Below are 26,531 nucleotides of genomic sequence, written 5' to 3' on the forward strand. Positions count from 1 at the left end.
GCGGGACGGGGCCCGGACCCTCGCGGCGGGGGCCCGGGCAGGGACAAAGTAGTCTTGAGAGCATGCCCGAACGCCGCACCGTCGCCCTTGTCACTCTTGGCTGCGCCCGCAATGAGGTGGACTCGGAGGAGCTCGCAGGCCGCTTGGAGGCGGACGGCTGGCAGCTCGTCGAGGCCGCTGAAGACGCGGACGTCGCCGTAGTCAACACCTGTGGATTCGTCGAAGCCGCCAAGAAGGACTCCGTCGACGCCCTCCTGGAAGCCAATGACCTCAAGGGGCACGGCAAGACCCAGGCCGTCGTCGCCGTCGGCTGCATGGCCGAGCGCTACGGCAAGGAGCTCGCCGAAGCCCTCCCCGAAGCCGACGGTGTCCTCGGCTTCGACGACTACTCCGACATCTCCAGCCGTCTGAACACCATCCTCGGCGGCGGCAGTGTCGAGGCCCACACCCCGCGTGACCGGCGCAAGCTCCTGCCTATCAGCCCTGCCGAGCGGCAGGAGGCCGGCTCCGACGTCGCGCTGCCCGGACACGCGCCCGTGGACCTGCCCGAGGGCCTCGCGCCCGCCTCCGGGCCGCGCGCCCCGCTGCGGCGGCGCCTGGGCACCAACCCCGTCGCCTCGGTGAAGCTGGCGTCCGGCTGCGACCGGCGCTGCTCGTTCTGCGCCATCCCCTCCTTCCGCGGGTCCTTCATCTCGCGGCGCCCCTCGGACGTGCTCGGCGAGACGCGCTGGCTGGCCGAGCAGGGCGTCAAGGAGGTCATGCTCGTCTCCGAGAACAACACCTCGTACGGCAAGGACCTCGGCGACATCCGGCTCCTGGAGACGCTGCTGCCCGAGCTGGCGGCCGTCGACGGGATCGAGCGGGTGCGGGTCAGCTACCTCCAGCCCGCCGAGATGCGCCCCGGACTCATCGACGTACTGACGTCCACCGAGAAGGTCGCGCCCTACTTCGACCTTTCCTTCCAGCACTCGTCGCCCACCGTGCTCCGGTCGATGCGGCGCTTCGGGGACACCGACCGGTTCCTGGAGCTTCTGGACACCATCCGTACGAAGGCTCCGCAGGCCGGCGTGCGGTCCAACTTCATCGTGGGCTTCCCCGGCGAGACCGAGGCCGACGTGGACGAGCTCGAGCGGTTCCTCACGGGTGCGCGGCTGGACGCCATCGGCGTCTTCGGGTACTCCGACGAGGAGGGCACGGAAGCGGCGACGTACGACAAGAAGCTGGACCAGGACGTCGTCGACGAGCGGCTCGCGCGCATCTCGCGGCTCGCCGAGGAGCTGACCTCGCAGCGCGCCGACGACCGTCTCGGTGAGACCGTCGAGGTGCTTGTGGAGTCCGTGGACGAGGAGGACGGCGCGATCGGCCGGGCGGCGCACCAGGCGCCCGAGACGGACGGCCAGATTCGCTTTGCGGGCCCCACGGGTGGGGATGACCTGCAGGTCGGCCGTATGGTCGTGGCAAAGGTCGTCGGCACGGAAGGCGTGGACCTGGTGGCTGAGTACAGCGAAATTCTGGGGCACGAGCCCCGGATCCCGGCCGAGGAGGCGCGCAGATGACCGGAGTCCCGGCATCCGCGGCGGGCGGCTCCGGCGCGCAGGGCGCCAAGCCGGTGCGCGGTGGAAAGTTGGGCGCTGCGGCCGTCAATCAAGCCAGCGTGTGGAACGTCGCCAATTTGTTGACGGTGATCCGGCTGCTCCTGGTGCCCGGCTTCGTGATGCTGCTGCTCGCCGACGGCGGGTACGACCCGGCCTGGCGTGCCTGGGCCTGGGCAGCCTTCGCCGTAGCCATGATCACTGACCTGTTCGACGGGCACCTGGCACGTACATACAACCTGGTCACGGACTTCGGAAAGATCGCCGACCCCATCGCCGACAAGGCGATCATGGGCGCCGCGCTGGTCTGTCTCTCCTACCTCGGCGATCTTCCCTGGTGGGTGACGGGCGTCATTCTCGGACGTGAGCTCGGAATCACACTGCTGCGGTTCTGGGTGATCCGCTTCGGTGTCATTCCGGCCAGTCGCGGCGGCAAGATGAAGACGCTCTGGCAGGGCACGGCGGCCGGGATGTACGTCCTCGCGCTGACCGGGCCGCTCGCCACGCTGCGGTTCTGGGTGATGGCGGTCGCCGTCGTCCTGACCGTCCTGACCGGCCTCGACTATGTGCGGCAGGCCGTCGTGCTGCGTCGCCTCGGGCTCGCGGAGGCGGCGGAAGCGGCTTCCGCGTCCGCTGCGGCCTCCGGCGAGGGGGCCAGGGAGTCGGCGACGTGACGTCCGCAGGTCCGGCCGCGGAGGTGCTGCGGCTCCTTGAGGCGCGGGGCGAGACGCTCGCCGTCGCGGAGTCGCTCACCGGGGGCCTGGTGGCCGCCGAGGTGACGGTGGTGCCGGGAGCCTCCCGGGTCTTCCGGGGGTCCGTGACGGCGTACGCGACCGAGCTGAAGCAGCAGGTGCTCGGAGTCGACGGCACTCTGTTGGCGGAGCGCGGCGCTGTGGATGCCGAGGTGGCGCTGCAGATGGCGGCCGGTGTGCGCAAGGTCATGGGCGCGGACTGGGGGATAGCGACCACGGGCGTCGCCGGGCCGGATCCGCAGGACGGGCAGGCGGTCGGGACCGTTTTCGTGGCGGTCGACGGGCCTGTTTCCGTGGTCGGCGGGCTGGATTCCGCCGTCGGCGGGTCTGATTCGGCGGCCGATGGGCTAGTTTCCGCGGCCGATGGGCCAGATTCCACGGTCGATGGACCGGGTTCCGCGCTTCGCTCTGAGGGGAAAGTGGCGGCGCTGCGGTTGAACGGTGGCCGTTCGGACATTCGTATGGAGAGTGTACGGAGCGTGCTCAGGCTGCTGCTCGAGCGGCTGTCCGGCGAACGTGCTGGGAATGGGCGGGCACAGGATACGGAACAGAACGGGGGGACTTGATGTTTGCAGCCCTGAGTGAACACGACATCGCTCCCCGCACGGCCGCCGCGCGAGGCGGTACGGTGGGGCGTGAAGGATGCGGCTACGCGGTCCGAGGAGGGAGCCACCGATGATTCTGCTCCGTCGCCTGCTGGGTGACGTGCTGCGTCGGCAGCGCCAGCGCCAGGGCCGTACTCTGCGCGAAGTCTCCTCGTCCGCCCGAGTCTCGCTCGGCTATCTTTCCGAGGTGGAGCGGGGGCAGAAGGAGGCATCCTCCGAACTGCTTTCCGCGATCTGCGACGCGCTTGACGTACGGATGTCCGAGCTCATGCGCGAGGTGAGCGATGAGCTCTCTCTCGCCGAACTGGCTGCGTCGGCAGCGGCTACGGAACCGGTTCGTACACCGGTTCGCCCGATGCTCAATTCCGTCTCGGTGAGCGGTGTGCCGCCGGAACGGGTGACGATCAAAGCGCCTGCGGAGGCGGTGGACGTCGTCGCCGCGTGATGCTGCGCTGGACTGTGCACGCTGCTTGAGCGCTCAGATGTGAGAAGCCCCGGCCGGGTTACCGGTCGGGGCTTTCGTGCGTTCCGTGCGGTTTGGGGTGCTGTTCGCCGCTGGGGCGGAGCGGCTTCCAGCGGCTTTCCGGTAGCTGTCCGGCAGCTCTCCGGCAGCTTTCCAGGAGTTTGAAGCAGCTTCTTGAGGTCACTAGTTCATGCTCCAAGAAGCTTGCTGGATGTCCCTATTAGAGTACTTGTGCAATATTTGGTGGGGATTTTAGCTCACGGGATCCCATGATCTTTGGAGGTTGCATGTATGTCGTGAAGAGTCCTCTGTCGGATGCGGATCTGAAGACGGTTTCGGACGCCCTGCAGGGGGCGCTCGTGGATCTGGTCGACCTTTCCCTGGTGGCCAAGCAGATCCACTGGAACGTCGTCGGCGCGCGATTCCGCTCCGTACATCTGCAGCTCGACGAGGTCGTGGACACGGCGCGGCTGCACTCCGACACGGTGGCCGAGCGGGCGTCCACGCTCGGCGTCTCGCCCGACGGCCGGGCCGGGACCGTGGCGCGCAGCAGCGGCATCGGCGAGGTCGCCGGTGGTTGGGTCAAGGACGCTGACGCGGTGGGCACGCTCGTGGACGCGCTCGGTGCGGTGATCACACGGATGCGGGAGCGGGTCGGAGCGACCGGTGAGGCGGATCCGGTGAGCCAGGACATCTTCATCGGGATCACGGCTGATCTGGAGAAGCATCACTGGATGTTCCAGGCGGAGAACGGCTGATCGGATCGCGCGGAGGTTATCGGGGCGCGCGGAGTCGTTGAGCAGGGCGGTGGCCGTGCCGCGGTGTCCGTGCCTCGTGTGCGCTGTGGTGCGCCCTCCCGTCCGGTGAAGGCGGGCGTCTAGCGTCGACCGACCGGGCGTCTTGCGTCGACCGGGTGTCCGGCGCCGGGTGCCGGGCATCGAGCGGGCCTCGTGAGGGCTCCGTGCGGGGCCTGGCGCGGGCCTCGATCGTTCGGAGGTGGTGGCCGTGGCATGGAGAGTCGTGCGGTGGGCGCCGGCTCTGGCGCTCGGTGCGCTCTGGTGGTGGGGGGTACTGCGCCTGGCGCTCGCGCCCGATGCGGGTGTTCTTGAGGGGGCGGTGGCGGCCGGCGGGTGGGGGCTGAGCCTGCTGCCGGTGCACTGTGTGCCGAAGTCGCGGGCATTGAGCGCCGCGGCCCTGGCCAGGGAGCGCGCTCGGCGGCCGGACCGTGCGCCGGGGGAGCCTTGCGGTGCGACGGGGCGGGGGCCGCAGTGGGCGCAGTGGGCGCGGCGGTCCGGGGAGCTTACGGTCAAGGCCGGCAAGGCTGCTTCGCGGGCCGCCGGCGATGCTGTCACCAAGGCATGGCGACGCCGCCGTTCGGGCGGAGGATCTGGCCCGTCGTGAAGGCGGATGCGTCGGATGCCAGGTGCAGGACGGCGTGCGCGATGTCTTCCGGTTCGCCGACGCGGCCCAGCGGGGACATGCGGACCATGAGCCCCTCGGTGTGCGCCTGTGCGTCGCTGTCGTGGCGGTCGGTCATGGGGGTGCGGATCCAGCCCGGGGCGACGGCGTTGACGCGGATGCCATGCCGGCCCACCTCGGTGGCGAGGGTCTTCGTTAGCTGGACGACGGCGGCCTTCGCCGCGCCGTAGCAGAGGAGACCGGGGCCACCGGTGTCCACGGCGCCGGAGGCCATGGTGATGATGCTGCCGGGGCGGCGGGAGCCGTTGGCTTCGGCGGGGTTGGCCGTGCCGGGGTTCGCAGTGTCGGGGTTCGCAGTGTTGGTGTTTGCCTCGATCATTGCGCGGGCCGCGGCCTGGCAGGCGTACAGGACGCCCTTGAAGTTGATGTTCAGGACCCGGTCGAGGTCCTCGTCGCGGGTCTCCAGGACCGGACTGTTGTGCATGATCCCGGCGATGGCGGCCATGATGTCCAGTCGGCCGGTGGCGGCGGTGGCGGTCGCGACGGCCTGGTCGACCTGGGCTCTGTCCGCCACGTCCAGGTAATGGGTGTGCGCGGTGCCGCCCACGGCCTTGATGAGCGTCGCCGTCTCGTGGAGCCCCCGGGTGTCGCGGTCGGCGCAGTGGACAGTGGCGCCCGCTTCCGCGAGGAGCACGGCCGAGGCTCTGCCGATACCGCTGGCCGCGCCGGTGACGAATGCCGTGCGTCCGCTGAGGTCGTACGCCGAGAGGGGCATGACGGGACGGTACGGCTGCATCTGACGGGGCGTCAACTAGCGGGTGGGTGTGGGTGTGGGTTGCTGGGTGAGCGGGGTTCGGCGTTTGGCCTGAGCGGAGGGGTGGCGGGCGCAGGAGTTCCAGAGCTCAGGGGTTCAGGAGGCCGGGAGCTTAGGAGTTCAGGAGGTCGGGCCTGGTTGACAGGTGGGGCACCAGTACGTGGGGCGGTCGCGGGAGCCGTCGCCCTGCTGGCCCTTGCGGACGGGGGTGCCGCAGCGCAGGCAGGGCCGGGGCGCGCGGCCGTAGACGTACAGGCGGTGGCCCGGGCGGTCGCGGCCCGTGGTGATGCGCGCCGGGCGGTCGCGGTTGACTTCCAGGAGCTTCTTGGAGAGGGCGGGGATGCGTGCGGCCGTCTCGGCGGGGAGCTCGCCCACGGGGAGCCAGGGGGTGACGCCCAGGAGGAAGCAGATCTCGCACTTGAAGACGTTGCCGATGCCCGCGAGGTTGCGCTGGTCGAGCAGGGCCTCGCCCAGGGGGCGGTCGGGGGTCGCCAGGAGGTTGCCGAGGGCCTGGTCGGGGTCCCAGTCGGGGCCCAGGAGGTCGGGACCCAAGTGACCCACGGCCTTGTGCTCGTCGGCGGTACGCAGGAGTTCGAGCACGGGCAGGCGATAGCCGACTGCCGTGCGCTCGGCGGTGCCCAGGATCGCCCGGATCTGGTACCCGGGGCCGCCGTTCCAGCGCTCGCCGGGGGTGTACACCCGCCAGGAGCCGTCCATGCGCAGGTGCGAGTGCAGGGTGAGCCCGCCCTCGAAGCGGGTGAGGAGGTGCTTGCCGCGTGGGGTGACGTCCAGGACGGTGCGTCCGGTGAGGTCGACGGTCGCGAGCTTCGGGACGCGGAGGTCGGAGAGCGTGACGGTGTGCCCGGCGAGGGCGGTGTGCAGACGCCGGGCTGCCTGGTGGACGGTGTCGCCTTCGGGCATGAGGTCCAGGGTGGCATGTGGAGGGCGGGGCGAGGGCTAGGCGAGGGGGTGCGGGCGCGGCTGACGGGGGTGGGGCGGAGGGGGCGGGACAGAGCGAGGGTGCGGACCGCGGTCTTTGGCGGCTGGCCGGAGGGGTGGTCCGGTGGCGGGCTGCTGCGGGCAGAGCGGGTGCGGCCTGGTCCGTCAATCGGGCGGCGGTGGCGGGCCGGGTGGTCGGGGTGGGCCGGCGGCCGGGGTTTGCCTGCCCGGTGGCCAAGGGCGGGTCGGGGTAAGGGACGTACTACTCCTTGGGCGCTACGCGTCGTGCGTGAGGCGGTGTCACGCGCGCAGGCGCAGGCCGCGTGGGGTGGCGTGGAAGCCTGCTCCTTCCAGGAGGGGTGCGAAGGGGGACGTCAGGGAAGAGCCTCCGTTGATGCGCTCGACCGTGACCGTGCCGAGTGAGCCCGCCCGGGCCGCCGCGGCGAGGGCTTCGGCGGCCAGGTGCAGGCGGGCGTCCTCGGTGGCAGGGGCGTCGTCCTGTGGGGCCGAGGGCCAGGCCAGCAGGGTTTTGCCGCCGCGCTCCATGTAGAGGGTCAGTTCGCCGTCGACCAGGACGACCAGGGAGCCCGCCTTGCGACCCGGCTTGTGGCCCGCGTCGGTGGGCGGATCGGGCCAGGGAAGTGCGGCTCCGTAGGCGTTGGCCGGGTCGGCGGCGGCCAGGACGAGGGCCTGGTTGTCCGAGGAGCGCGGAGAGTAGTTCATGGCGGACGGTGAACTGTCCGTGCGTTCACGCGCATTCGCCGCCGCGCGCAATCGGTCCACCGCGCCGTCCATGGCGAACTGGGCGGCGCCGAGCCCTTCGACCACATAGCCGCGCCGCGCCTGCCCGCTGTCCTCGAAAGCGGACAGGACGCGGTACGTCGCCGAGAAGCCGCCCTCGACTCCCTCGGCCGCGACCGCCCCACGGGTGACCACGCCGTGCCGGTCCAGGAGGGTGCGGGCAAGGGCGTGGGCGCGCAGGGTGGGGTCGGGTTCGTGGGTTGGGAGCAGTGACCACCGGCCCGCGACGGTCGGCGGGCCCGTACGCGATGTGGGGCGGGCGGCGGCCGTCAGTGTGCCGTAGCGCCCGCGCGGGACGCTGCGCTTGGCGCGGTGGGCGGTGGAGCCCGCGGTGCGGCCCGAGCCGAGGAGCGAGCGCATCGGGCCGAGCGTGTCGTTCGTGAGCCGTCCGGACCAGGCCAGATCCCAGATCACGTCGGCCAGTTGGAGGTCGGAGGCTTCGGGGTGGGTGGTGGCGCGGATCTGGTCGGCGATCTGCCGGAAGAACAGGCCGTACCCCCCGGAGAGGGTGTCCAGGACCGATTGGTGGAGCGCGGTGAGCTCAAGGGGGTGGGCCGGCGGCAGGAGCAGGGGCGCGGCGTCGGCCAGATAGAGGGAGACCCAGCCGTCCTTGCCGGGCAGGGATCCGGACCCGGCCCACACGACCTCGCCGGCCGCGGTGAGTTCGTCGAGCATCGCGGGTGCGTATCCGGAGACGCGGGAGGGCAGCACGAGCTTCTCGAGTGCGGAGGCGGGCACGGTCGCCCCCTGCAGCTGCTCGATGGCACGCACAAGCCCGTCGAGGCCCCGCAGTCCGTGTCCGCTCAAGTGCTGCCACTGGGGCAGGAACTGGGCGAGTGCGGCGGGCGGCACCGGTTCCAGTTCGTGCCGGAGCGCCGCCAGGGAGCGGCGGCGCAGCCGGCGCAGGACGGCCGCGTCGCACCACTCCTGGCCGATGCCCGCCGGATGGAACTCTCCCTGTACGACACGTCCGGCCGCGGCAAGGCGCTGCAGCGCGCCCTCGGTGACCGCCGCTCCGAGGCCGAAGCGGGCGGCGGCCGTGGCGGAGGTGAAGGGGCCGTGCGTGCGTGCGAACCGCGCGATGAGGTCGCCGAGGGGGTCCTTGACCGGCTCGGTGAACGCCTCGGGGACACCGACCGGCAGCGCGGTGCCCAGCGCGTCACGCAGGCGGCCCGCGTCTTCGATCGCCGCCCAGTGGTCGGTCCCGGCGATGCGGACCTGGATCGCGCGGCGGGCGGCGGACAGCTCCCGCGCCCACTCCGGCTCGCCGCCGCGCTCGGCCAACTCGGCGTCGGTGAGCGGCCCGAGGAGGCGCAGCAGATCGGCGACGCCTTCGGCGTCCTTGATGCGGCGGTCCTCCGTGCGCCACTGGAGTTCCTGCTCCAGTTCCGTGAGGACGTCCGCGTCGAGCAGCTCGCGCAGCTCCGCCTGGCCCAGGAGCTCGGAGAGCAGCCTGGAGTCCAGGGAGAGGGCCGCGGCGCGCCGCTCGGCGAGCGGTGAGTCGCCCTCGTACAGGAACTGGGCCACGTAGCCGAACAGGAGCGAGCGGGCGAAGGGGGACGGTTCGGGGGTGGTGACCTCGACGAGCCGGACCTTGCGGGACTCGATGTCGCCCATCAGTTCCGTGAGGCCGGGGACGTCGAAGACGTCTTGGAGGCACTCCCTGATCGCTTCCAGGACGATGGGGAACGATCCGAACTCGCTCGCGACCTGGAGCAGTTGCGCGGCACGCTGGCGCTGCTGCCACAGCGGTGTGCGCTTTCCGGGGCTGCGGCGCGGCAGCAGCAGTGCGCGGGCTGCGCACTCGCGGAAGCGGGAGGCGAACAGGGCCGAGCCGCCCACCTGGTCGGTGACGATCTGATTGACCTCGCCCTTGTCGAAGGCGACGTCCGCGGCTCCTACGGGGGCCTTGTCGTTGTCGTACTCCAGAAGCTGTTCGGTGGGCTCCTGGTCGAGCAGGTCCAGGCTCATCAGGTCGGCGTCGGGCAGGCGCAGCACGATGCCGTCGTCGGCGTGCATGACCTGGGCGTCCATGCCATAGCGCTCGGTCAGCCGGGAGGCGAGCGCGAGAGCCCAGGGCGCGTGTACCTGCGCGCCGAACGGGGAGTGCACCACGACCCGCCAGTCGCCAAGCTCGTCGCGGAACCGCTCGACGACGATCGTGCGGTCGTCCGGGATGTGGCCGCAGGCCTCGCGCTGCTCGGCCAGGTACGTCAGGACGTTGTCGGCCGCCCAATCGTCCAGGCCGGCGGCTTGCAGGCGCACGCGCGCGTCGTCGCGCGACAGGGAGCCGACCTCGCGGAGGAACGCGCCCACCGCACGGCCCAGTTCGAGCGGGCGGCCCAGCTGGTCGCCCTTCCAGAAGGGGAGGCGACCGGGGACACCGGGGGCGGGGGAGACGAGCACGCGGTCGCGGGTGATGTCCTCGATGCGCCAGGAACTGGTGCCGAGCGTGAAGACGTCGCCCACCCTGGACTCGTAGACCATCTCCTCGTCGAGCTCTCCTACGCGGCCGCCGCCCTTCTTGGGGTCGGCGCCGGCGAGGAAGACTCCGAAGAGGCCACGGTCGGGAATCGTGCCTCCGGAGGTGACCGCGAGGCGCTGTGCGCCCGGCCGTCCGGTGACGGTTCCGGCGACGCGGTCCCAGACCACGCGGGGGCGCAGCTCCGCGAAGGCGTCCGAGGGATACCGGCCCGCGAGCATGTCCAGGACGGCCGTGAACGCCGACTCCGGGAGCGAGGCGAAGGAGGCGGCGCGGCGGACCAGGGCGAGCAGGTCGTCGACCTGCCAGGTGTCGAGGGAGACCGTTGCGACGAGCTGCTGCGCGAGGACGTCCAGGGGGTTGGCCGGGATGCGCAGCGACTCGATGGAGCCGGTCCGCATCCGCTCGGTGACCACGGCGGCCTGGACCAGGTCCCCTCGGTACTTGGGGAAGACGACGCCGGTGGAGACCGCACCCACCTGGTGACCCGCCCGGCCGACGCGCTGCAGGCCGGAGGCCACGGAGGGCGGTGACTCGACCTGGACCACCAGGTCGACCGCGCCCATGTCGATGCCGAGCTCCAGGCTCGAGGTGGCGACGACGGCGGGCAGGCGGCCCGCCTTCAGGTCCTCCTCGACGAGCGCGCGCTGCTCCTTGGAGACCGAGCCGTGGTGGGCCCGGGCGAGGACCGGAGGGGCGCCCTTGGCCGCGCCCGACTCGGCCATCAGCTCGGCGGGGGAGTGGTCTTCGGGGAGGGGCTCTCCCGTCGCACGCTCGTACGCGATTTCGTTGAGCCTGTTGCACAGGCGCTCCGCGAGGCGGCGTGAGTTGGCGAACACGATCGTCGAGCGGTGTGCCTGGACGAGGTCGGTGATGCGCTCCTCGACGTGCGGCCAGATCGAGGGGCGCTCCGCGCCCTGGTCGGCGTCGGCGGCCGGGGAACCGCCGAGCTCGGCGAGGTCCTCGACCGGCACGACCACGGACAGGTCGAATTCCTTGCCGGACGGCGGCTGGACGATCTCCACCCTGCGCTGCGGCGACAGATAGCGCGCCACCTCGTCCACCGGACGGACCGTCGCCGACAGGCCGATACGGCGGGCGGGCCTGGGAAGCAGTTCGTCGAGCCGCTCCAGGGAGAGGGCGAGATGGGCGCCGCGCTTGGTGCCCGCGACGGCGTGCACCTCGTCCAGGATGACCGTCTCGATGCCCGTGAGCGCGTCCCGCGCGGCGGACGTGAGCATCAGGAAGAGCGACTCGGGGGTGGTGATCAGGATGTCCGGCGGGCGTGTGGAAAGGGCACGGCGCTCGGCGGGCGGGGTGTCGCCCGAACGGATGCCGACCCGCACTTCCGGCTCTGGGCGTCCCAGGCGCACGGACTCCTGGCGGATGCCGGTCAGCGGGCTGCGCAGATTGCGCTCCACGTCGACCGCGAGGGCCTTGAGCGGAGACACGTACAGCACGCGGCAGCGCTTCTTGGGGTCGGCGGGCGGCGGGGTCGAGGCCAGCTGGTCGAGGGCCGCGAGGAAAGCGGCCAGTGTCTTGCCCGAGCCGGTGGGCGCGACGACCAGCACGTCCGAGCCCTCGCCGATGGCCTTCCACGCCCCGGCCTGCGCGGACGTGGGCGCGGAGAAGGCCCCCGTGAACCAGCTGCGGGTCGCGGGGGAGAACCCATCGAGGGCGCTGTGGGCACTGGGTGCGGACCTGACCATGACCCCATCGTGCACCTCGCCACTGACAACTGCGCCGACCTGCGGAAAAGGGGTTTGCGTGGCTGGCGCAGAATGGGGTCATGGCGGGTTCGGCGGAGCAGGCGCGGCACTGGCGGTACGCGGAGCTGCCCGGGGTCGACCTGCTGCGTGCCCACTACATCAGCAAGACGTTCGTGCGGCACACGCATGAGCACTTCGTGATCGCCGCGATCGCGGAGGGCGTCGACGTCTTCCACCACGGCGGTGCCGATCAGCACGCGGGGCCCGGAACCGTCGCCCTGATCAACCCCGACACCATGCACACGGGCCGCGCCGGTGGGCCCGAGGGATGGCGGTACGGGGTGGTCTATCCGTCGCCGGAGCTGGTCGCCGCCATCGCCGCCGAGACCACCACCATCCGCGGGACCCCCGGCTTCGTCCGTCCGGTGCTCGATGACCCGTACGCGGTGACTCTCGTCCACCGGGTGCTGCGTGCCGCGGAGGAGGGCAACGCGCTCGCCGCCGACACGCTGCTGCGGGTGGCCGTGACCCGGCTGCTGCGGCTGAACGGGGGAACGCTTCCCGAGCGCGCCGTGCGCACGGCGGGCGCGAGGACCGCGGCACGCGCGCGTGGCGTCCTCGAGGAGCGTCTCGCCGACCCGCCGAGCCTGGAGCGGCTCGCCGCCGATCTCGGGGTCGGCCCGTTCCCCCTTCTGCGGGCCTTCCGCGACGCGTACGGGATGCCTCCGCACACATGGCTCACCGATGCGCGCGTGCGCGCCGCACGGCGCCTCCTGGACGCGGGGACGGCGCCCGCTGAGGCGGCCGTCGCCGTGGGCTTCACCGACCAGCCGCACCTCAACCGGCACTTCGCGAGGATCGTCGGGGTGCCGCCCGGGGCCTATCAGCGCGAGCGCAAGAACGTACAAGGACGCGAGCGCAAGAACGTACAAGACGGGGTGTCGGACCTGCTCGTACCGTCCGGCGTGTGGCAGAACAGACGACACCCGCAGATATAACAGCCGGCCTGTCGGCAGACGTGACAGCAGGGCTCCCGGAAGACATGACAGGCGACTCAGGCGACCGCACACCGGAGAAACCCGATTCCGCCGTGGTACGCGACGCCCTCGGCGTCGGGGTCGCCGTCGGACTCTCCGGCTTCGCCTTCGGGGTGACCTCGGCGGGCGGCGGTCTCACCGTGTTGCAGACCTGCGCGCTCAGCCTGCTGGTCTTCACCGGTGCCTCGCAGTTCGCGCTGGTCGGGGCGCTCGCGGGCGGCGGAAACCCGTTCACCGCCGCGGCGGGTGCCTTCTTCCTCGGCGTACGCAACGCGTTCTACGGACTGCGGCTCTCGCAGCTCCTGGCCCTCCCGCGCGCGGTGCGCCCGTTCGCCGCCCACTGGGTCATCGACGAAACCACCGCCGTCTCGCTCGCACAGCCGACACGGCGCGCTGCCCGCATCGGCTTCACGGTCACCGGACTGAGCCTCTACCTGCTGTGGAACCTCACCACGCTGCTCGGCGCGCTCGGCGCCGAGGCCATCGGCGACACCGACGCGTGGGGGCTGGACGCCGCAGGACCCGCGGTCTTCCTGGCACTCCTCGCGCCGATGCTGCGTACGACCACGGAGCGGGCCGTGGCGGCGATCGCGGTCGTCCTGGGGCTCGGCCTGCTGCCCATACTGCCCGCCGGGGTGCCCGTCCTGGTGGCCGCACTTGCCGCGCCCGCCGTGCTCTATGCGGAGGGCCGCAAGGGCGCCGCCAAGACAGGCGCCGAGGAAGACGCACGCCGCGACGAACCGCACAACGAAGGCCAGAAGGAAGACCGTTGAACATCTGGATCGCGATCGGCGTGACCATCGTCGGTTGTTACCTCGTCAAGCTCGCGGGCCTGCTGGTGCCCGCGGGCGCCCTGGAACGCCCGCTCGTCAAGCGCATGGCCGCCCTGCTGCCCGTGGCGCTGCTGGCCGCGCTCACGGCTCAGCAGGCCTTCGCCGACGGGCGGGTCCTGCAACTCGACGCCAAGGCGCTGGGGCTCGCGGCGGCCGCTGTGGCTCTGCTGCTGCGTGCCCCGTTCCTCGTCGTCATCGGCGCGGCCGTGGTCGTCACCGCGGGGGTGCGCGCCCTCACGGGCTGACCGTTGCCCTCCCCGCGGCCCCGGACACCCGATCCCGTCGTGCACAGACCCCGTGGGTAATGTGACGCGTCACAATCGCGGCCCGCCCCTGGAGAGGAGACGGCCCGCCCCCTGGAGAGGAGACACCGTGGCGCTGTCCTCCGAAGCCAGGGCCCTCGCGGCGCGCTGTGAGCCCGGGGTCAATGAACTGGCCCGCAGGATGGCCCGTGAGTCGTTCGAGGAACTGCCCGGATACGCGGAGCTCCCCGACGACGTGAAGGACCTGGAGATAGCGGCGACCGCACGCCACGGAGTGCGCCTCTTCCTGCGCCGCGTCACCGATCAGCCGGGCAGTCACCGGGTCTTCCGCGAGCGGGCCGCGCAGCGCGCGGAAGAGGGCATGCCGCTGCACCTTCTGCTGCGTACGCACGCTCTGGGGCTCTACGTCCTGTGGCAGGCGCTGCGCGATGTGGCACGCCCCGGCGAGGAAGCGGCGCTGGTCGAACTCGTGGACGTGCTGCTGCAGTCGCACCCCGCCATCGTGGGGACCGTGGCCGAGACCTACCTGGACGAACGTTCCGCGCTGGAGGCCGAACAGCGCGCCCAGCGCAGTTCGCTGGTGCGCGGCCTGCTCGACGGCATGGTGCCGCCCGGCCACGTGCTCCTCGACCAGCTGCGCCTGGCGGGGCCGGCGCTCGTCCTCGCGGTCGGCCTCGACGGGGCGCCGGCCGAAGGCCCCGTAGCGGTACGGCGGCGGCTGCGGCGTGTGCAGAGCGCCCTCGACCATGCCTTCGACGTGGAGGTGCTCGCGCTCCTGGAGGCCGGTGGCGGGCGGGTCGTCGTGCCCAAGGAGTGCCGGCCGCCCGAAGACCTGCCGCGCCGCTTGAGCAAGGCCTGCGGCCTTCCCGTACGGGTGGCCGCCGTGGATGCGGCCGGGCCCGAAGCCGTGACCGACGCGGCCCGCACCGCGACCGAGATACTGCGCATCACGCGCGCGTGCGGGATGCCTCCCGGACTGCACCGCATGGACGACGTGCTCCTGGAGTACCACCTCTCCCGCCGCAACGAGAGCAGCCACCTCATCTCCGCGCTGCTCGACCCGGTCGCCGACCGTCCCGAACTCCTGGAGACGCTGCGCATCCACCTCGCCCAGCAGCAGGAGCGCAGGGCGACCGCCGCCGCCCTCGGCCTGCATCCCAACACCGTCGACAACCGTCTCGCGAAGATCGGCGAACGTACCGGCATCGACCTGTCGTCGCCGCGCGGCACGGCACTGGCCATCGCCGCGCTGCTCCTGAGGGAAGCGGAGGAGGCCCCCTCAGGAGATGGGGCCCGCTCAGGAGATGGAGCCAGCTCAGGAGATGGGCCGCCCGTACGCCCGTAGCGTGCGCAGCGCCTCGATGGTGACGATCGGGCGCGCTTCGAGGGCGCTGCCCGGGGCCCACTGCCGCAGGGGGGTCCCCCCGCGCGTTGAGCCATGGGGGAGTATCGGCCAGCCGCCGTCCTCCTGCTGCTCCTGCTCGAGGAAGTCCAGGGAGCGTGCCATCTCCGCGTCGGTGAACCACGCGCGCGCGAGCGACTCGGGCGCCTTCGCGTAGTCGTGCGCGAAGTGATGCTCGCCCGGTGCGTAGCCCGGCGCCACGGGATACGCGTCCAGCTGTCCGGGGTCGAGCGCCACGAGGCGCTGCTCCCGCACGATCCTGCCGATGCGGTCGGCGGCCGCCTGCGCGCGAGGCCGGTCGGGTACGCCGTCGAGGAACGCGACGGCCGCCTGGATCTCGTAGGGGTGGGACTTCTCGAGGGACTCCACGGCGGCCCAGCAGAAGTCTGTGGCTCTGAAAAGCCAGGCGTGCCAGACCTCGTTGCGGTGCAACAGGCCCACTACGGGGCCGGTGGTCAGGAGTTCGCTCGGCGGATCGTCCACCACGGGCATGAACGGGGCCGAGGGGTAGCCGCGCTGGCTGGGATGGATCGCAGGAAGCGCGCCGTCGGACGTCGAAACCGAGGTCAGGTAGCGGCACACGCGCTCCACCCGCTGCCCGCCGCAGCGCCGGACGGAATCCAGGACGCGCAGCGCGTGCCCGGCGTGCAGGGGCTGGCTCACGGGGCCGCGCAGATCCGGTTGGAGCGCGTACCCGTACCCGCCGTCCGCGGTGGCGTACGCGGTCAGGGCGCTCTCGACCGCGTCGGCCAGCGGGTCGGGTCCGGCACCGCCCGCGGTGTTCAGGAAGTGGTACGCGAACCGCCGCTGCTCGAGGACGCGCGCGGTGAGCCAGACGAAGTGCTCGGCGCGTGCGACCGGCGAGGGCGCGGCGTGCGGGGATGCTCCGGTTTCGGCCATGCACAGACCGTAGGCCGGAAAGCGCCTTCGGTAAGCCCCCTGCGTCCGGCTGCACTCTCAAGGGCGTGATACTGAACGCATGCGGTTGACGATTTTCTGGGAGCGGATGGCTGCCCACTTCGGACAGGGGTACGCGGACTCGTTCGCTCGCGATCACGTGATGGCGGAGCTCGGCGGGCGCACGGTGCACCAGGCACTGGACGCTGGCTGGGACGCCAAGGACGTCTGGCGTGCCGTGTGCACGGCGATGGACGTACCGGCCGACAAGCGCTGAGGGCGGACAGTTCGCCGCCCGCCGGCGGCCCGTCCCGGGCTCTGACGGGCGCGAAGACACGGGGGCGGCGGCTGAATGCCGGTGGGGTGGGCGAGACTGATCCCGTGGCATCGACAGACGAGACCGCGCAGGTCACTCAGGACGCAGCTCCGCTCGGCACGACGCCGCCCGCACAGCCCCCGAACGGGGCGGGCAGCGGGCGGGCCGCAAGTATGCCGCGCTGGCTGCCGCGCGCCATGGTGCTCGCCCTCGCGCTCATCGCCTGTTTCCAGCTGGGCAGTTGGGCCTTCCACCAGCTGACCGGGCTGCTGATCAACATCCTGATCGCGTTCTTCCTGGCGCTCGCGGTCGAGCCCGCGGTGAGCTGGATGGCCGCGCGCGGGCTGCGCAGGGGCTTCGCCACCTTCCTGGTCTTTCTCGGCGTCCTGATCGCGAGCGCCGGCTTCATCACGCTCATGGGGTCGATGCTCGCGGGCCAGATCGTGGACATGGTCGAGGATTTCCCCGAGTACCTCGACGACGTCATCAGCTGGATCAACCAGACCTTCCACACGGAGCTCTCCCGGGTCGAGATCCAGGACAGCCTGGTCCACTCGGACTGGCTGCAGAAGTACGTGCAGAACAGCGCCAGCGGCGTCCTGGACGTGTCGGCGCAGGTCCTCGGCGGCCTCTTCCAGCTCCTGACGGTCATGCTGTTCTCGTTCTACTTCGCGGCCGACGGACCGCGGCTGCGGCGCGCGCTCTGCTCGGTGCTGCCGCCCGCCCGGCAGGCCGAGGTGCTCCGCGCCTGGGAGATCGCGGTCGACAAGACCGGCGGCTATCTCTACTCGCGCGGTCTGATGGCACTGATCTCCGGAATCGCGCACTACGTCCTGCTGCAGGCCCTCGGCGTGCCGTACGCACCCGTGCTCGCGGTGTGGGTCGGCCTGGTCTCGCAGTTCATCCCCACCATCGGCACGTATCTGGCGGGCGCGCTGCCGATGCTGATCTCCTTCACGGTCGATCCCTGGTACGCGCTGTGGGTGCTGATCTTCGTGGTGGTCTACCAGCAGTTCGAGAACTACGTCCTGCAGCCCAAGCTCACCGCCAAGAGCGTCGACATCCACCCGGCGGTCGCCTTCGGGTCGGTCATCGCGGGCACGGCACTCCTCGGCGCGGTCGGCGCCCTGATCTCCATCCCGGCGATCGCGACCCTGCAGGCCTTCCTGGGGGCGTACGTGAAGCGGTACGACGTCACGGACGACCCGCGCGTGCACGGGCACCGGCGCAAGGGCGGAGCGTCCCTCCTCACGCGCATGCGGCGCGCCATGCGCGCACCGAACCATCCGGGGGCGAGTTCGGAGGCCGAGATCGCGGCCGAGGAAGCTTCGGGTGCGAGCCCCGACACCGCACCGGACCACGGCCCGGAATCAGGGCCCGGCGAGCGTCAGTAGGCGCGGCACGGAGGGTCGGGAGGCCGATGTACGCCCTGCGGACCGAACCCTTCCGTACTCTCGGTGGAGCCGCGTGGTGCGCTTGACACCAAAATCGAACATCCATTCTTATGGGTTGCCTGGCGGCGTTTTCCCGGGGTTTTCGCGGGGGGATCCCTGGGGCTCCGGCGGTTTTCGGCGGGGCGATCGCCCCGAGTTATCCACAGGCCGGACGGCCGTCGGGGCGGATTGTCAGTGGCAGGCGCTAGCGTCATTGACGTGAAGCGATCGACACAAGCAAATCGGGTGGAACCCATGGCAGGAACCGACCGCGAGAAGGCGCTCGAAGCCGCCCTCGCACAGATTGAACGGCAATTCGGCAAGGGCGCAGTGATGCGCATGGGCGAGCGGCCGAACGACCCCATCGAGGTCATCCCCACCGGCTCGACCGCGCTCGACGTCGCGCTCGGCGTCGGCGGCATCCCGCGCGGCCGTGTGGTGGAGGTGTACGGACCGGAATCCTCCGGTAAGACGACGCTGACGCTGCACGCCGTGGCGAACGCACAGCGCGCGGGCGGCGCCGTCGCCTTCGTGGACGCCGAGCACGCACTCGACCCCGAGTACGCGAAGAAGCTGGGCGTCGACATCGACAACCTGATCCTGTCCCAGCCGGACAACGGCGAGCAGGCTCTGGAGATCGTCGACATGCTGGTCCGCTCCGGCGCGCTCGACCTGATCGTCATCGACTCCGTCGCGGCCCTGGTGCCGCGCGCGGAAATCGAGGGCGAGATGGGCGACTCGCACGTGGGTCTGCAGGCCCGTCTGATGAGCCAGGCGCTCCGGAAGATCACCAGTGCGCTCAACCAGTCCAAGACCACCGCGATCTTCATCAACCAGCTCCGCGAGAAGATCGGCGTGATGTTCGGCTCCCCGGAGACCACGACCGGTGGCCGCGCGCTGAAGTTCTACGCCTCGGTGCGTCTCGACATCCGCCGCATCGAGACCCTGAAGGACGGCACGGACGCGGTCGGCAACCGCACCCGCGTCAAGGTCGTCAAGAACAAGGTCGCGCCGCCCTTCAAGCAGGCCGAGTTCGACATCCTCTACGGCCAGGGCATCAGCCGCGAGGGCGGCCTGATCGACATGGGCGTGGAGAACGGCTTCGTCCGCAAGGCCGGCGCCTGGTACACGTACGAGGGCGACCAGCTCGGCCAGGGCAAGGAGAACGCCCGCAACTTCCTGAAGGACAACCCCGATCTCGCCAACGAGATCGAGCGGAAGATCAAGGAGAAGCTGGGCGTCGGCGTGAAGCCGACGGAGGAGCCGGCTGCCGAGCCGGCCAAGGACGCGCCGGGTGCGGCGGTCGAGGACGCCACGAAGACGGTGCCCGCGCCGGCGACCAAGGCCACCAAGCCCAAGGCCGCCGCGGCCAAGAGCTGATCCATGACGCGGCGCACGGACTGGGCGGACCAGATCACCCCCGAGCACCACACCGACCCCGCGGGCCGAGGCCTCGCGGACGGTGCGGATCAGGGCGGCGCCGACCAGGCCGGTGACGGCACCGGGTTCCGCGGGGGCGGCGGCCGGAGGGGCCGCCGGCGGCGTGGTGGCTTCGGTGAAGGCCGGGGTGACGGTTCACAGGACAGCGGTCCCCCTTTCTCGTCGAGGGCCGAGAAGGGGGAGCCGCCGACAGCGGATCCGGGTGAGAAGGCGCGGGCGATCTGTCTGCGGCTGCTCACCGGGACCCCGCGCACGCGCAAACAGTTGGCGGACGCGCTGCGCAAGCGGGACATCCCGGACGACGTGGCGGACGAGGTACTGACCCGCTTCGAAGAGGTCGGCCTGATCAACGACGGAGCCTTCGCGGGCGCGTGGGTGGAGTCCCGGCACCACGGCCGGGGCCTGGCCCGGCGGGCGCTCGCACAGGAGCTGCGCACGAAGGGCGTGGACGCCGTGCTGATCGAGGAGGCCGTCGGACAGCTGGACTCGGAGCAGGAAGAGGCGACCGCACGCGAGCTCGTGGCCCGCAAGCTCCGTGCCACGCGGGGTCTCGACCGCGACAAGCGGCTGCGCCGCCTCGCGGGCATGCTCGCTCGCAAGGGCTACTCGGAAGGCCTGGCACTCCGGATCGTCCGGCAGGCAATCGAGGAAGAGGGCGAGGACGCGGAGGACTTGGGGTACGACGGGGATTGAGCTGACCAGGGCCCTCGCGGGGGTGGGGCCCGGGTCTGGGCCGGGCAGCGCGGTGCGAACCGCGGCCCGGCCCTTTCGCGTTCCGCCGGGGCGTGCCGATGAGGGGCCTCGAACACGGTGGCCGGTGGCGATGCGGGCGGCCGGCGCGGACGCGGGCCAACGTGGCACGCGCCGGGTTCGCGCCGAACCTGCGAGGGACTCGTACCGAGCGGGCTTACGCCCAGCTCAACTCCCCCTCCCCGCCCGCAAGGTGGGGTTAACCCCCCACTGAAGACGCCGGTCCGCCGCACTGCAAAGGAACCTGTGCACAGACGACTGTGTACGCATGGCAAAGGAACCCGGCACTACTGACGGTGCGCCCGAGGAGCTGAGCGACCTCCGTGTCCTCAAGGCGCTCGCGCAGCCCCGGCGCCAGCAGATGCTGCAGCACCTCACCGCGCACGGCCCGGCCACCTCCGCGACGCTCGCCAGGGCGCTCGGCCTCAATACCGGCGCCACCAGCTACCACCTGCGCGAGCTCGCCCGCTACGGCTTCGTCGAGGAGACCGGGGACGCGGGCCATGGGCGTGAACGCTGGTGGCGCGCGATCCCCGGCGACCGGCGCTTCCCGCCGCGCAGCAAGCAGAACGCCGAGACGCGGCTCGTCATGGACGAGTTGAACCACCTCTCGTACGCCGCAGACCTGGAGCTTTTCGAGCAGCTTCAGCGAGAGGGCGGCGCCGGACTCGGTGAGTGGGCCGACGCGTTTGCGTACTCGCGCGGCACGATCCGGCTGACGCTGCCCGAACTCCGCGAGTTCTTCGAGGAGTACATCGCCCTGCTCAACCGCTACAAGCGCCCCGACGCGCAGACCCCGGCAGACGCCCGCACCGTACTCACGCGGCTCCTTGCCTTCCCGGCGCCGGAGCCGACCGACGAGCCCGCAACGGCCGACACCTCCGCAACGATCGACGCCCCCGCAGAGATCGACGAATCCTCCCTCTCCCCCTCTCCTCCCTCCGAGCCCGAGGCGACCTCATGATGCTCCGCTACGCACTGCAGACAGTCCGGGACCGAAAGGGTGGATTCCTCGGCGCTTTCCTGGCGTTGATGTGCGCCGCCGCGCTCATCACGGCCTGCGGCACCCTCCTGGAGACCGGCCTGCGCGGCACCATCCGGACCGAGCGCTACGCCGCGGCCCCCGTGGTCGTCTCCGCCGACCAGAACGTCCACAAGACCACCGTCAAGCACAAGAAGGGCAAGACCAAGGTCAAGCACAAGGCCAAGCCGATCGCCGAGCGGGCCTGGCTGCCGGATGACACGACGGACAAGCTCAGAGGCGTGCAGGGCGTCGGCAAAGTCATCTCCGAGCTGACCTTCCTCGCCGTGCCGTTGACCTCCGAGGCCGGTGACCTCGCCGGCAAACCCGCGTACGGCCACGCCTGGGAGTCGGCCGCGCTGACGCCCTTCCGTCTCGTCGACGGAGCGGCCCCGCGCGCCACCGGCGACCTCGTCATCGATCGCGGCCTCGCCGAGAGCGCCCGGCTCAAGACCGGCGACCGCCTCACCGTCCAGTCGACACAGGCCCCGCGCTCCTACCGCATCACCGGTGTCGCAGCCCCCGCCCGCGGCGACCTCGCCCACCAGACGTCCCTCTTCTTCTCCACCGCGGAGGCCGAACGGCTCGCCGCCCACCCCGGCCAGATCACCACGCTCGGCGTCGTACCGGCCAAGGGCACCGGGACGGCCGAGCTCAAGAAGGCGGTCGCAGACTCCCTCGCCGGTACGAAGGCGCAGGTCAGCACCGGCGACGACCGGGGCCCCGTGGAGTTCCTCGACGCGGCGGGCGCCCGCATCAAGCTGGTCAGCATGGGCGGTGCGATGGGCGGCACCTCGCTCCTCGTCGCCATCCTCGTGGTCGTCGGCACCTTCGCCCTCTCCGTGCAGCAGCGCCACCGCGAACTCGCCCTGCTCCGCGCCATCGCCGCCACCCCGAAGCAGATCCGGGGGCTCCTCGGCCGCGAGGCACTGATCGTCGGCGCGGCAGCAGGCGTCAGCGGTGCGCTCGCCGGAATCCCGCTGGGCGGCTGGCTGCACGGCAGGTTCGTGGACATGGGTGCCGTCCCCGCCACCCTGGAGCGGACCGTGAGCGTCTTCCCGCTCTTCGCCGCCGTGGCCGCGACGCTGCTCGGAGCCTGGGCCGCAGCCCGTGTCTCGGCCCGCCGCATCGCCCGTATCCGCCCGGCCGAGGCCCTCGCCGAAGCACGTGTCGAGCGCACCCGTCCGGCGTGGAGCCGCATCATCGCGGGGCTCGTCGTGCTGGCCGGCGGCGCCGTGCTGGTCGCCGTGCTCAGCGTGCTGCGCACCGAACCCGCCTCCACGCCCGTGACGTTCCTGGCCGTCGTGGTCCTCTCCTGCGCCGTCGCGCTCCTCGGCCCGCTCATCGTCAAGGCGGCGGCTGCCGTACTCCGCGGCCCACTGCGCCTCTCCGGCCCCGGCGGCCGCCTCGCGCACGCCAACCTGCGCGGCAACGCCGCCCGGATGGCGGCGGCCGTCACCCCGCTCGCCCTGCTCACCGGCATGACCTGCACCGTCCTGTTCGTGCAGCCCACCCTCGGCGACGCGGCCCGCGCGCAGGCCCGCGACGGCATCCGAGCCGACTGGGTCCTGGCGGCGCAGGGGCCCGGCGTTCCGGCCGGGGCCGCGCAGCAACTGCGTACGACCGAAGGCGTCGGGGCCGCCACCGAAGTCGTGCGCACCACCGTGCGCGTAGGCCTCGACAAGTACCCGGCGCAGGGCGTCAGCACGGCCGGTCTCACCCGCACCTGGGACCCGGACGTGACCGCCGGATCCCTGCAGGGCTTCGGCAAGGGCAGCGTCGCCGTCAGCGAACTGGCCGCGGATCAGCTCGGCTTGCGGCCCGGCAGCACTCTGAAGCTCACGCTCGGCGACGGCACGAAGACCGCGCTCGAGGTCAGCGCCGTATACGCGCGCGGGCTCGGGTTCGGAGATCTGACCATGGCGCACGACCTGGTCGCCCGCCACGTCGACAACCCGCTCGCCGCCACGGTCCTGATCAAGAGCGACCGTACACAGGAACAACTCGCGGCACGCGTGGAGAAGTTCCCGGGCGTACGCGTGCTCGCCCCGGCCGCCGCCGACAACCTCCAGGCCGAGCGCCAGGAGGCGAACGCCGAGGTGAATTACCTGGCCATGGGCCTGATCCTGGCCTTCACCGCGATCGCCGTCGTCAACACGCTCGCGATGTCGGTCTCCGAGCGCATCCGCGAGTTCGCGATGCTGCGTCTCGCGGGTGCGAGCCGTCGCCAGGTCCTGCGCATGCTGCGCACCGAGGCGCTGTCCGTCCTGTTCATCGGCACGGCCATCGGCAGCGGCATCGCGCTCGCCGTCCTGACCGCCTTCAGTGTCGGCATGACGGGCAGTGCCGCACCCTCGGTCACTCCCTTGGTGTACGTCTCCGTGGTCGCCGTCGCGGCTCTGCTCGCCCTCGTGGCGACCGCGCTCCCGGGCCGCGCAGCCCTGAAGCCGCGCCCCGTCACGGTGGCCACGGCCAAGGAGTAAGCGGCAGCACGCAATGGTGGGTGCCCCTTACCGAATCCGGAGAGGGGCACCCACGCCCCATCCACGAGAGATGCGTTACTCACCCCGCGACGGGCAGCCCGGCCGCCTTCCACGCCTGGAAGCCGCCGATGAGATCGGTGGCGTACCGCAGCCCCAACTGCCGCAGGGAGACGGCCGCGAGGCTCGACGCGTACCCCTCGTTGCAGATCACGACGACGCGCAGGTCATGGCCGACGGCCTCCGCGGCGCGGTGACTGCCCTGCGGGTCCAGGCGCCACTCCAGTTCGTTGCGCTCGACGACGAGGGCGCCGGGAATCAGACCGTCCCGGTCGCGCAGGGCCGCGTACCGGATGTCGACCAGCAGCCCTCCCGCGGCCGCGGTGTCGCGCGCCTCCTCCGGGGTGACCCGGTCGAGGCCGACCCGCACACGATCGAGCAACTCGTCGATGCCTACGGGAGACGCGTCTGCCGGGCGGCCCGCTACGGAGTGCTCACTCACTGCCAGTCCTCCGGGCGCTCCACGGACTCCAGGCGCAGGACCGCGCCCGTACGGCTATAGCGGCGGATGCGGGGGAGCGGCGGATAGTAGGCGTGCACGGAGACGGCGTGCTCGCTCGTGGATTCGTTCAGTACTTCATGTACGTGGTTCTGGCCGAACGCCCTGCCCTTGCCGGGCGTCAACTCACGCTCGCGGTCCACGTCTTCGGAGAGCTCCAGGGTCTTCCAGCCGTCGGTGGGCAGCCGGGCGGCGAGGGAGTTCTCCTTGAGGGTGCCGGCCGCGCTGAGGAAGGCGCCGACCGACTCCGCGTGGTCGTGCCAGCCGGTGCCGGTGCCCGGCGGCCAGCCGATCAGCCAGGCCTCGCTGCCACCGGGCCCTTCGAGGCGCACCCACGTGCGTCCCTCGGGGTCGAGCGGCAGTGAGGCGATGAGCTCGGGGTCGGCCGCGGTGCGGCGCACGAAGTCGAGAAGCTCGGCGGCGGTGGGCGCGGCCACCGCCGTGGAGGCATGCGTGGAGGAAACAGCGGAAGCAGAAACAGAAGGAGACACGGCTACCGTCCCGGAAGTTCGCGGAAGCGCGCGCCAAGAAGAGGGCGCGCAGGAAGAAAGGCGAATTCAGAAGGACGGGCGACACACGCAGCCCGCATAGCGGACGAGGTCCATATGGACCCGTCGCCACAGGCGCACATCGGTGTCGGTCACGTTTCGGAGTAGACCATGACGCCGCGGGCCGGTCAACTCCTGTTCACTGGGTGGTCGGCCGGCCCGCGGAGGCCGTGCTCTCCGTCTTCTCCGTGGTGTCCGCGCGGTCCGCGCGCCGCTTCGGTGCCGCCCCGCCGACGGCCGCATCGGCCGCCGTATACAGCTCGGCGGGCCGTACCCCGCCGAGCGCGATGACCAGGTGGCCGTCGGGGCGGACGAGCAGCACCGAGTGCGCGGGGGCTCCGGGGTAGCTCTCCGCGACGAGCAGTTCCGCGGGGTGCGGCAGTGCCGATACGGCGGCGGCGAGCCGGGGCATGATCCCGGCCGTCACCCAGTGACGCCGCTCCCACACGACCGTGCCGGGCGCGACAAGGACGACGAGCAGGTGTCCCGTGCCGAGCCGGTCCCGCAGCCGCACCAGGGTGCCGTCGGGAGCGGTCACCGGCACATCGGTCACGGGCGTCCCCGGCTCCGTGCCCACGACCACCTCGGACTCGGCGGGAGCGGGCGCCAGCGGTGAGTCCGCGTACGATCCGGGGGCACCGAGAGGGCCGCGCCCCACATGGCCGTCGGCGAGCAGCATGTCGTGCCCGCGCGCCGACCCCGGCACGTAGGAACGCAGGCCTCCGCCGCCCCGCAGTATCGGCAGCGACTGGTCGGCCGCGCGCAGACGTGCGGCGACGCCGGCCCGCCGCTCGGCCTGGTAGCTGTCGAGCAGGGCGTCCCGCGCGCCGTGGTGCCACGCGATGGCCAGCTTCCAGGCGAGGTTGTCCGCGTCCCGCAGCCCTTCGTCGAGCCCTTGGGTGCCGAGCGCGCCGAGCAGATGCGCGGCGTCCCCCGCGAGGAAGGCGCGGCCGGCCCGCCACCGTCGGGCAAGACGGTGGTGGACGGTGTGCACGCCGGTGTCGAGCAGTTCGTACGGCGGTGTGGAGCCCCCGCACCAGCCCGCGAGCGTCTCGCGGATGCGGACCACGAGGGCGTCGGGCGTCACGAGATCGCCGCGTGGCGGCAGCAGCCAGTCGATCCGCCACACCCCGTCGGCGAGCGGACGACCCGTCACCTCGGCGCCTCCGTGACGCCACGGAGGCGCACGATGCAACAACGCCTCACCGGGCCCGGGAAGTTCCGTGCGCAGCGCGGCCACGGCGTGTCGTTCGACGGCCGTGCGCCCCGGGAAGCGGATGTCGAGAAGCTTGCGCACCGTCGAGCGCGGGCCGTCGCAGCCCACCAGATAACTGCCGCGCCACCAGGTGTCCTTGGGCCCGCGCGTGTGGGCGGTCAGTCCGCCCGCGTCCTGCTCCAGGGAGTCGAGCTTGCTCTCCACGGCGATCTTGACGAGACGTTCGTCGGCGATGGCCGCGCGCAGGGCACCGGTCAGCACATGCTGGGGCACATGGAGCGGGGCCGGCATCTCATCACTGAACGTGATCTCCCGCATCAGCTGCTTGCGTCGCAGGGACCGCCAGCCCTCCCACCGCGCACCGGAATCCTGGTCGCCGAACGGGTGACCGGCGAGCCGTTCCATGAGGGCGGCCGTGTCATCCCGCAGGACCACGGTCCGCGCGGGCCGCTGCTCGTCCTTGCCAGGACCTTCATCGAGTACGACGGTGGGTACGGAGTGACGCGCGAGAGCCAGGGCGAGCGTGAGCCCCACGGGGCCCGCGCCGACGACGATCACCGGGTCCACGGTGCGTACCCTCCCGCCGCAAGGGCCCGGGAGCGCTGGACGTACGTACAGGAACTTACAGTTGGAGCCCGGTGCGCGATCACAGAACGTATGCAACAGACTGGGTGCCTGGCCGTCAAGCTGGACGCACGGGAGGCCGGACTTCGTCCGAGGCTGTTCGCGGGAATACCAGGTCGGTACATGCGTCAGGGCC

The 26,531-nt window shown here is 71.6% G+C and carries 23 protein-coding genes; 15 read left to right on the top strand and 8 right to left on the bottom strand.

Translation table 11 applies throughout. The annotated features are described in order from the left end of the window. The first annotated feature begins 62 nt into the window (after positions 1 to 62). The 5 genes from rimO to ACWFR3_RS38075 all read left to right on the top strand — a co-directional run bounded on the left by rimO (position 63) and on the right by ACWFR3_RS38075 (position 4,170). Positions 63 to 1,556, top strand: a complete 1,494-nt coding sequence (gene rimO / locus ACWFR3_RS38055; protein WP_453739272.1) for a 30S ribosomal protein S12 methylthiotransferase RimO — start codon at positions 63 to 65, stop codon at positions 1,554 to 1,556. Continuing rightward, the gene (pgsA, locus tag ACWFR3_RS38060) at positions 1,553 to 2,266 is read left to right on the top strand and encodes a CDP-diacylglycerol--glycerol-3-phosphate 3-phosphatidyltransferase (RefSeq protein WP_453739273.1); all 714 of its coding nucleotides are present in this window, start codon (positions 1,553 to 1,555) and stop codon (positions 2,264 to 2,266) included. The genes rimO and pgsA overlap by 4 nt, the downstream gene beginning before the upstream one ends. After that, positions 2,263 to 2,910 carry a CinA family protein gene (locus ACWFR3_RS38065; protein WP_453739274.1) on the top strand — a complete coding sequence of 216 codons (648 nt, stop codon included), beginning with the start codon at positions 2,263 to 2,265 and terminating at the stop codon, positions 2,908 to 2,910. Before pgsA ends, ACWFR3_RS38065 begins: the two co-directional genes overlap by 4 nt. A gap of 109 nt (positions 2,911 to 3,019) precedes the next feature. After that, a complete protein-coding gene (locus tag ACWFR3_RS38070; protein ID WP_135333667.1) occupies positions 3,020 to 3,394 on the top strand; it encodes a helix-turn-helix domain-containing protein in 375 nt (124 codons plus the stop codon). A gap of 305 nt (positions 3,395 to 3,699) precedes the next feature. Next, the gene (locus ACWFR3_RS38075; RefSeq protein WP_453739275.1) at positions 3,700 to 4,170 is read left to right on the top strand and encodes a Dps family protein; all 471 of its coding nucleotides are present in this window, start codon (positions 3,700 to 3,702) and stop codon (positions 4,168 to 4,170) included. Between the two features lie 590 nt (positions 4,171 to 4,760). Here the strand turns inward: ACWFR3_RS38075 and ACWFR3_RS38080 are convergent. The 3 genes from ACWFR3_RS38080 to ACWFR3_RS38090 form a co-directional block, all read right to left on the bottom strand. Then, positions 4,761 to 5,606, bottom strand: a complete 846-nt coding sequence (locus ACWFR3_RS38080) for an SDR family NAD(P)-dependent oxidoreductase (protein WP_453739276.1) — start codon at positions 5,604 to 5,606, stop codon at positions 4,761 to 4,763. A gap of 159 nt (positions 5,607 to 5,765) precedes the next feature. Continuing rightward, complete coding sequence (locus tag ACWFR3_RS38085; RefSeq protein ID WP_453739277.1) at positions 5,766 to 6,566, bottom strand: Fpg/Nei family DNA glycosylase; 801 nt, start codon at positions 6,564 to 6,566, stop codon at positions 5,766 to 5,768. Between the two features lie 318 nt (positions 6,567 to 6,884). Further along, positions 6,885 to 11,576: an ATP-dependent helicase gene (locus ACWFR3_RS38090; RefSeq protein ID WP_453739278.1), complete on the bottom strand. Its 4,692-nt coding sequence runs from the start codon at positions 11,574 to 11,576 to the stop codon at positions 6,885 to 6,887. 80 nt (positions 11,577 to 11,656) lie between these two features. On the opposite strand from ACWFR3_RS38090, the gene ACWFR3_RS38095 reads away from it, so the two are divergent. From ACWFR3_RS38095 to ACWFR3_RS38110, 4 genes are all read left to right on the top strand, one after another. Further along, positions 11,657 to 12,574 (top strand): AraC family ligand binding domain-containing protein, encoded by a 918-nt coding sequence (locus ACWFR3_RS38095; protein ID WP_453739279.1) that lies wholly within the window; start codon positions 11,657 to 11,659, stop codon positions 12,572 to 12,574. A gap of 44 nt (positions 12,575 to 12,618) precedes the next feature. Further along, on the top strand, positions 12,619 to 13,386 hold the full coding sequence (locus ACWFR3_RS38100) for an AzlC family ABC transporter permease (protein WP_453739280.1): 768 nt from the start codon (positions 12,619 to 12,621) through the stop codon (positions 13,384 to 13,386). Next, positions 13,383 to 13,691: an AzlD domain-containing protein gene (locus ACWFR3_RS38105; protein ID WP_453739281.1), complete on the top strand. Its 309-nt coding sequence runs from the start codon at positions 13,383 to 13,385 to the stop codon at positions 13,689 to 13,691. The genes ACWFR3_RS38100 and ACWFR3_RS38105 overlap by 4 nt, the downstream gene beginning before the upstream one ends. A gap of 127 nt (positions 13,692 to 13,818) precedes the next feature. Then, positions 13,819 to 15,054: a PucR family transcriptional regulator gene (locus tag ACWFR3_RS38110; protein ID WP_453739282.1), complete on the top strand. Its 1,236-nt coding sequence runs from the start codon at positions 13,819 to 13,821 to the stop codon at positions 15,052 to 15,054. Here the strand turns inward: ACWFR3_RS38110 and ACWFR3_RS38115 are convergent. After that, on the bottom strand, positions 15,025 to 16,011 hold the full coding sequence (locus ACWFR3_RS38115) for a hypothetical protein (protein ID WP_453739283.1): 987 nt from the start codon (positions 16,009 to 16,011) through the stop codon (positions 15,025 to 15,027). The two genes, ACWFR3_RS38110 and ACWFR3_RS38115, sit on opposite strands and share 30 nt — an antisense overlap. Before the next feature lie 79 nt (positions 16,012 to 16,090). On the opposite strand from ACWFR3_RS38115, the gene ACWFR3_RS38120 reads away from it, so the two are divergent. The 6 genes from ACWFR3_RS38120 to ACWFR3_RS38145 all read left to right on the top strand — a co-directional run bounded on the left by ACWFR3_RS38120 (position 16,091) and on the right by ACWFR3_RS38145 (position 23,451). Beyond that, on the top strand, positions 16,091 to 16,285 hold the full coding sequence (locus ACWFR3_RS38120) for a DUF3046 domain-containing protein (protein ID WP_453739284.1): 195 nt from the start codon (positions 16,091 to 16,093) through the stop codon (positions 16,283 to 16,285). Between the two features lie 104 nt (positions 16,286 to 16,389). Next, on the top strand, positions 16,390 to 17,718 hold the full coding sequence (locus ACWFR3_RS38125; protein ID WP_453739285.1) for an AI-2E family transporter: 1,329 nt from the start codon (positions 16,390 to 16,392) through the stop codon (positions 17,716 to 17,718). Positions 17,719 to 18,012: 294 nt separating this feature from the next. Then, on the top strand, positions 18,013 to 19,137 hold the full coding sequence (gene recA / locus ACWFR3_RS38130; protein WP_453739286.1) for a recombinase RecA: 1,125 nt from the start codon (positions 18,013 to 18,015) through the stop codon (positions 19,135 to 19,137). 3 nt (positions 19,138 to 19,140) lie between these two features. Further along, complete coding sequence (gene recX / locus ACWFR3_RS38135; protein WP_453739287.1) at positions 19,141 to 19,890, top strand: recombination regulator RecX; 750 nt, start codon at positions 19,141 to 19,143, stop codon at positions 19,888 to 19,890. Positions 19,891 to 20,215: 325 nt separating this feature from the next. Continuing rightward, complete coding sequence (locus ACWFR3_RS38140) at positions 20,216 to 20,911, top strand: ArsR/SmtB family transcription factor (protein WP_453739288.1); 696 nt, start codon at positions 20,216 to 20,218, stop codon at positions 20,909 to 20,911. Beyond that, complete coding sequence (locus tag ACWFR3_RS38145) at positions 20,908 to 23,451, top strand: FtsX-like permease family protein (protein WP_453739289.1); 2,544 nt, start codon at positions 20,908 to 20,910, stop codon at positions 23,449 to 23,451. The genes ACWFR3_RS38140 and ACWFR3_RS38145 overlap by 4 nt, the downstream gene beginning before the upstream one ends. Positions 23,452 to 23,530: 79 nt before the next feature. Here the strand turns inward: ACWFR3_RS38145 and ACWFR3_RS38150 are convergent, their stop codons facing one another. The 4 genes from ACWFR3_RS38150 to ACWFR3_RS38165 form a co-directional block, all read right to left on the bottom strand. Further along, entirely contained in the window at positions 23,531 to 23,950 is a 420-nt protein-coding gene (locus ACWFR3_RS38150) for a rhodanese-like domain-containing protein (protein ID WP_453739290.1), read from the bottom strand. Then, complete coding sequence (locus tag ACWFR3_RS38155) at positions 23,947 to 24,498, bottom strand: cysteine dioxygenase (protein WP_453739291.1); 552 nt, start codon at positions 24,496 to 24,498, stop codon at positions 23,947 to 23,949. Before ACWFR3_RS38155 ends, ACWFR3_RS38150 begins: the two co-directional genes overlap by 4 nt. A 66-nt stretch (positions 24,499 to 24,564) precedes the next feature. Continuing rightward, positions 24,565 to 24,798, bottom strand: a complete 234-nt coding sequence (locus ACWFR3_RS38160) for a putative leader peptide (protein WP_453739292.1) — start codon at positions 24,796 to 24,798, stop codon at positions 24,565 to 24,567. Next, complete coding sequence (locus ACWFR3_RS38165) at positions 24,695 to 26,338, bottom strand: FAD-dependent monooxygenase (protein ID WP_453739293.1); 1,644 nt, start codon at positions 26,336 to 26,338, stop codon at positions 24,695 to 24,697. The genes ACWFR3_RS38160 and ACWFR3_RS38165 overlap by 104 nt, the downstream gene beginning before the upstream one ends. Between the last annotated feature and the right edge of the window lie 193 nt (positions 26,339 to 26,531).

The sequence above is a fragment of the Streptomyces sp. NPDC055189 genome (assembly GCF_053606765.1).